This is a genomic window from Phyllobacterium sp. P5_D12, from assembly GCF_054049495.1.
In genome coordinates this window covers 1-1,135 of sequence record NZ_JBFUMG010000936.1, presented here as the reverse complement: position 1 = coordinate 1,135, position 1,135 = coordinate 1, and the positions used below count along the sequence as shown (strand labels likewise).

Here is a 1,135-nt window from a genome sequence, read left to right as displayed (position 1 = left end):
GCCTCAGCCAGGTTGCAGGACTGGCCGAAGAGCGGCCAATGGTCGAAGGCGGAAATGGCCATGGCTGTGGCCACAACCTTCTCGGGTCGGGATCGATCCTGGCGGCGGCTGCAGTCAAGGACTATCTGGCGAAAAACGGACTGAAGGGGCGCGTACGTTACTACGGCTGCCCCGCTGAAGAGGGCGGCTCGTCCAAGGGCTTCATGGTGCGTGCCGGCGTATTCGACGACGTCGACATTGCAATTTCTTGGCATCCCGCAGCCTTTGCCGGCGTGAACAATCCAATCTCGCTTGCCTGCAACGAAATCAATTTCCATTTCAGCGGCCGTGCGTCGCACGCCTCGGCAACGCCGCATCTGGGTCGCAGCGCCCTGGATGCTGTCGAGCTGATGAATGTCGGTGTGAACTACATGCGTGAGCATATGCCATCGAGCGCACGTATCCACTATGCCGTTACCGACACGGGTGGCTCCGCACCGAATGTCGTTCAGGCCCGGGCAACGGTGCGCTATCTGGTGCGGGCGCGTGACCTGCCCGAACTCAACAGCCTTGTTGCGCGGGTCAAGAAGGTCKCGGATGGCGCGGCTCTCATGACCGAAACCACCGTACGCAGCCGCATTATCAGTGGCGATGCCAATCTTGTCGGCAACACGCCGCTCGAAGCCTTGATGCATTCGCAGCTGGAGCGCCTCGGCCCGCCGGATTTCAATGAGGCCGATCATGAGACTGCGCGGAAATTTCAGGAAACGTTCTCGCAAGAGGACATCGTATCCTCCTACAAGCGGTTTAACGTCATGCCCAAGAAGGGCCAGGCGCTGTGTGACAGCATTTTCCCTCCCGAAAGCGGCGACGGATCGATCGTCGGCTCGACGGATGTAGGAACAGTGAGCTGGGTCGTCCCTACCGTGCAGATGCGCGGGGCGACCTATGCCATCGGCACCCCGGGACATTCATGGCAGCTGGTTGCGCAAGGCAAGCTGCCTGCGGCGCACAAGGGCATGGAACATGCTGCGAAAGTGATGGCCGCGAMAGCAATCGAGCTATTTGCCAACCCGGATTTCATTGAAGCCGCCAGGGCCGACCATCGGCAGCGTCTGGATGGGAAGCCGTTCATCAATCCCATACCGGATAACGT

Annotated in this window: 1 protein-coding gene; it reads left to right on the top strand. The window is 60.3% G+C overall.

Features of this window, described 5'->3' with window-relative positions; translation table 11 throughout:
* Positions 1-1,135 (top strand): amidohydrolase (locus ACXJ5O_RS27780; RefSeq protein WP_457302726.1); only part of this gene is annotated, 1,135 nt, incomplete at both ends.